Annotated in this window: 4 protein-coding genes; all 4 read right to left on the reverse strand. The window is 58.1% G+C overall.

Annotated features, from left to right (window positions below; genetic code table 11):
* Positions 1-193 precede the first annotated feature (193 nt).
* The 4 genes from QFW80_RS12075 to QFW80_RS12090 all read right to left on the reverse strand — a co-directional run bounded on the left by QFW80_RS12075 (position 194) and on the right by QFW80_RS12090 (position 3,190).
* Positions 194-541: a hypothetical protein gene (locus QFW80_RS12075; protein ID WP_280602231.1), complete on the reverse strand. Its 348-nt coding sequence runs from the start codon at positions 539-541 to the stop codon at positions 194-196.
* A gap of 1,202 nt (positions 542-1,743) precedes the next feature.
* On the reverse strand, positions 1,744-2,220 hold the full coding sequence (locus QFW80_RS12080) for a hypothetical protein (RefSeq protein ID WP_280602232.1): 477 nt from the start codon (positions 2,218-2,220) through the stop codon (positions 1,744-1,746).
* A complete protein-coding gene (locus tag QFW80_RS12085) occupies positions 2,174-2,725 on the reverse strand; it encodes a hypothetical protein (protein WP_280602233.1) in 552 nt (183 codons plus the stop codon). Before QFW80_RS12085 ends, QFW80_RS12080 begins: the two co-directional genes overlap by 47 nt.
* 57 nt (positions 2,726-2,782) lie before the next feature.
* A complete protein-coding gene (locus tag QFW80_RS12090; RefSeq protein ID WP_280602234.1) occupies positions 2,783-3,190 on the reverse strand; it encodes a DUF4304 domain-containing protein in 408 nt (135 codons plus the stop codon).
* Positions 3,191-4,696: the final 1,506 nt, after the last annotated feature.

Genomic DNA, 4,696 nt, shown 5'->3' on the forward strand with positions numbered 1-4,696 from the left:
GCGAAGAACAACCACCGAAGCAACGGCATTGAGGAGCACAACGATCGCAATCACTAAAAGCGTCAGTTCCATCAGCGTCTCCAGAGCCGCCTAACGCCTGAGTTAAGCCGACTTGCGTAGTGGAGGCAAAGCCATGGCAAGCTCTTCTGCCATGGCTTTGGTGTAACGAAGCAAGTTCAGCTTGAACGAATTGTTAGGCGCCCCTGCCGACGATGGCACGAACGCCTTTGCTGACCTGGCTGATGCCAAAGAATACGAGCGCAGCCCCTGCGATTGCACCAGCCGCGAAGATTGCTGCGCGAGGCCAAAAATCTGCGCGATCTGGCTGGTCGCCGACAACGACGATGCCGATGAAGAGCACTGGCATGAGTGTGCCTAGCACGATGTTGGTGATTGCCGCAGCTGCCCACAGCGCTTCCTTTCCCTTTGACCAAGCGTGTTGATTGAACTTGCGAATGGCTTGGAACAGGAAACCCGACGCGATGGATAAGCCGCTCACGTAGCCCGTGCCAGCAAGAACAAAGATGTCGACAATCTTCATGGGACGCCTAACGCCTGAATTAAGCCGCGCCGCGAAGCGGCGTCGGCTTGAATGAATTGTTAGGGCGCGCCCGATGATGCGACATGACCCGCGCCCACATGGAACATAAAGCATTGCCCGGGTTGCAGAAGCTCTGGAGTATTGGAACGCCACCACGCAGCTGCGTCAGGACTTGATTTTTCAAGAACCTCAACGGCTGGTATGCACTCCACCACATAGCCGGTCTCAGTCTGAAACCTACGAAAGAACTTTGACAAGTACCAGCTAATCCGGCTCTTGGGGCCTGAAACAACTCCAAACGTTGGGAGTGTGTGTGGTGCAGAACTTTCTGCAACCAGCGGCAGCTCAAGGCCCACCCACTGCTCTCGAACCCAGTCGGGAGCTTCGCCAGGAGGAACCGATGTGATCTTGAGAGTTGCCATGATGGCTGCACAGCGCCCTAACACCTGAGTTAAGCCGACCCGCGAAGCGGGTTCGGCTTGAACGAATAGTTAGGCCGCAGCATGCGACGCCAGCGAGGGGCTGCGCAAGCATTTGCTTGAGATGGCCCCGAAGCCGGCTGCCCCAGCGCGCGGCGACGACCGGTCCGCTGGAAGCCGCCAAGCCCAAGGCTTGCCCTGAGATGATGCCGCCAGCCTGCAGCTTGGTTGGCCCCGCGGCACCCGAAGCCAGGCGACCAACCACAGGCATGTCCCGCGCGGCGAAACACTCGCCGAAGCGCGAAGGTAAGCAACGCAGCTACAAGCGCACGGGCGACGCGTGGGCACAGCGACTCGTTCTGCTCTTAGCGGCCTAACGCCTGAATTAAGCCGCGCCGCGAAGCGGCGTCGGCTTGAATGAACTGTTAGGCCGCGGCACCGGGCCCGCCGGACAGCGACCACGGAGCCAGCTCTATGCCCTTACGGGCCACGCGGCTACGAACCTGATTGAGCAATGACTCAAGGCTCTTTGCATCTTGAAACGTGGGGCGCAGCACTTCATCCATCCGGAGGATGGGCTCATCATTGCAATCGAAGACGCGGAACCGAATCCGATAGTCATAGTCCCAAGGCTCTGCAACACAGCGGAGAGGAGCAAACGCAGACTCAATGATCCTCGCTGCTTCCTGGGCGGATAGATCATTGAACATGCTGTGTGCTCTCCAAGCGGCCTAACGCCTGAATTAAGCCGCGCCGCGAAGCGGCGTCGGCTTGAATGAATTGTTAGCTGGCAGTTGCACGACGATTGAGCTCCATTCTTGTCTCGCAGATCACCTTGTGCGTGCATTTTGCCTGCTTGTGCAAGTACAGCCCCGAGCCGACCATAGCCGCAACCGCAACTATCACGATTGGGATAAAGACGCTAGGGAAGCGTAGAGCCGCAAGTAAACCCGCGCCCAGAAAGAAAGATGGCACGGCAAACATCATGGTCAGCTCGAAGTAGAGAGTCGTAACAAGCCGGCTCAAGTAGCGGTAACCAACTGGCTCCTTGTCGAAGCTGCGAAAGAGGTAGTCGTGCCAGTTGGAAGTGACGCTGTACTGTTCTTCGCGCTCTTTGTCCCAAGCTACTTCAAAGTTTGTACCTATTCCCTCAAGAAGCGAACCAGCCACCGCCGCCGAGGCGAAAATGAGTGCATTGGCGAGCGTGGGGTATTTATCTAAACCCAGCGTCGCGGATGTGTTCTGGACAAGTGCGAGCACCCATGGACAGATCGCGATCAATCCCGGGATAAGGATTGTGAGCAGCGATCTTGTGAGAGTCATGGGCATTGTGGGCTCCCCTTCCAACTAACGCCTGAGTTAAGCCGTGCCGCGAAGCGGCATCGGCTTGAATGAATTGTTGGGCCGCATTTGCGACCTTGGGAAGGTAAAAGTGCGTCACGAGCAACGTGGTCGTGAAGAACAGAGCAAGGAAGTAGTTGAGTGCGCCAATGAGCAGCGCGGCCTGAAGCTTTGAAGGAGCAGCTTGACGACCGCGCCAGAGCAGTACACCAGCCGCGGCGCTAGCGGCAGAAGCAGCCCAACTCACCATTTGCACGGCTGGAAGCCACGCCGCATGGGTTTGGGAGATGACTGGTACCACGGGTCCGAAAGAGCTGAGGTGCGCCACCGGGTAAAGCGCGATGATTGCCGAGACAAGCCCGCCCGTTACCAACAACGCGATGATGCTGCTCAAGAAGACCAAGATTGCGATTGCTTTGAACATGCGGCCTAACACCAGAATTAAGCCGTGCCGCGAAGCGGCATCGGCTTGAATGAATTGTTAGCTGCCAAGCGCTCGCTGCGACAGCCACCAAGCCTCAGCTTGCGCTTGAACCAGGTCCCGGAGTTGCTCTGCGATCTCTTGCGGTTCCTGCATTGGCGAGAACATTCCGTATGGCGTGTAGCAAAACCAATGGTCATTGCGGCTGGTTTCGCGATGTAGGCGCAGGCGCTTGCCATGGAAGTAGACGCGCTGCTTTGAAGGCTCCATTGCGCCGTCGTTCTTGGCGGAAGAAATCTCAACTAGAAGACAGCTGCCAGCACTGTAGTACTGCACTGTCAGCAGGTCCACGTGATCCTCGACGACCCGATGAAAATGGGGAAGACTACCTCTGAAGCCAACAGAGCGCAGATAGGGAACCAAAGTGGCCTTCAGTGCCGCCTGCATCTCATCGCGGGTATGTGTCATTGGCAGCTAACGCCTGAATTAAGCCGCGCCGCGAAGCGGCGTCGGCTTGAATGAATTGTTAGGGCTCATCCTGGGGCCTGACCCTTGCGACCGCAACAAGCCTAGCCAAACCGGACACTGATCGCAGTCGAAGGGTGGGCGCGGCCAATACCGCAAATCCAGTTGCCGCCCGCAGCTGCGACGCCAGCGCTTCGGAAGGTATCACCGGCCGTACGCCAACCAGCGAGTGGCCAAAGAGTTCCTTGAGCAGGGCCCGCAACGAATGGCGAGGAGCACGTAGCTCGCCGAGTACGCCGGAATAGCAAAGCCCTGCTGGACCGTCAGAGCGGATGCCAAGCGCACGAGTGAAAGGGGTTTGCACCCAATAGCCGTGGTCGTCCTCACGCCACACGCGACTGTCCGATAACGGCAAGGTGCTGTTGAAGAGCCACACGCCGTGTCGAATGTCTGCCATGAGCCCTAACGCTTGAGTTAAGCCGCGCCGCGAAGCGGCGTCGGCTTGAATGATTGGTTAGGCCTCGCGCGACAACGCAATGTAGTTGCCGCGACTGAAGCTTGGGTCTTCACAAAAGCCAGAGATGTGCAGTGAGCACGGAAAGCCTCCGGTTGCTACAACAAAGGCGGTGCCAGCAGCATCAATGAGCTCCAAGCCACCCACATAGTCGCAGGTAACGAAGCGGCTTCGGCTTGAACGCATTGTTAGGGCACATATGGCGAAATGTTGGTAACCGAATCGAGTCTCAAGAAAATTTGCTTACCCGCCTTTGGCCATCTCACTTCTCTTTCCACCAGTACGCCTATGAAATCTCCCTCGACGTGACTGGCGAAGTTGATGTCCAACTCGCTGAACGCAGCTAGGCCTCTGTCCGCGGGGTCAAACACGAGCACAAGCTGCCGCCCGCCATTGCTTCCACATGGCGCTATGAAGCTCCCATGAGGGGTATTGACCAAGCATCCGTGCGTAACGACCGAGCGGTCGATCAGCTTGGCTCCGTTCTTTGACAAGGCCGCAATCTCAATGTGGACAGGGTCCGACGCCACCGCTACGAGCGGGAGCGCCAGCAGCAGTGGAGCTACCGCTAGATGGCTGCGCAGAGTGCTCATGAGCCCTAACGCCTGAGTTAAGCCGCGCCGCGTAGTGGAGCAAAGCACATGGCAAGCTCTACCTGCCATGTGCTTTGTGTAACGAAGCGGCGTCGGCTTGAACGAACTGTTAGGCGGAACGCTACGACGAAAACCGGGGTGCGGCAAGCTCTTGGCTTGGGATGTGGCCGAAGCCAATGGCGCCTGGGTGCGCCGGCCCGGGACCTGTCCACGGACCTGGCCGAAGCCTGCGATGGACGGTCCGATTGCAACGCCTGAGTCCAGCCATCCGAAGCCGGCCGCGACGAACTGTCCCGGCGCGCTTGCGACTACTTGGCCGAAGCCAAAGATGATGGCAGCACGTTGGCCGATCCGATTGCGACGACACTCAATAGCACGACATTGCAGCGTGCCGCCTAACGC

The organism is Luteimonas rhizosphaericola (assembly GCF_029888045.1).
Taxonomy (GTDB): domain Bacteria; phylum Pseudomonadota; class Gammaproteobacteria; order Xanthomonadales; family Xanthomonadaceae; genus Luteimonas; species Luteimonas rhizosphaericola.

What these genes read in the sequence shown, in the direction of transcription:
- QFW80_RS12085 (WP_280602233.1), bottom strand. Translation starts at nt 2,725, where the DNA reads ATGTTCAAAGCAATCGCAATCTTGGTCTTCTTGAGCAGCATCATCGCG.
- QFW80_RS12090 (WP_280602234.1), bottom strand. Translation starts at nt 3,190, where the DNA reads ATGACACATACCCGCGATGAGATGCAGGCGGCACTGAAGGCCACTTTG.
- QFW80_RS12075 (WP_280602231.1), bottom strand. Translation starts at nt 541, where the DNA reads ATGAAGATTGTCGACATCTTTGTTCTTGCTGGCACGGGCTACGTGAGC.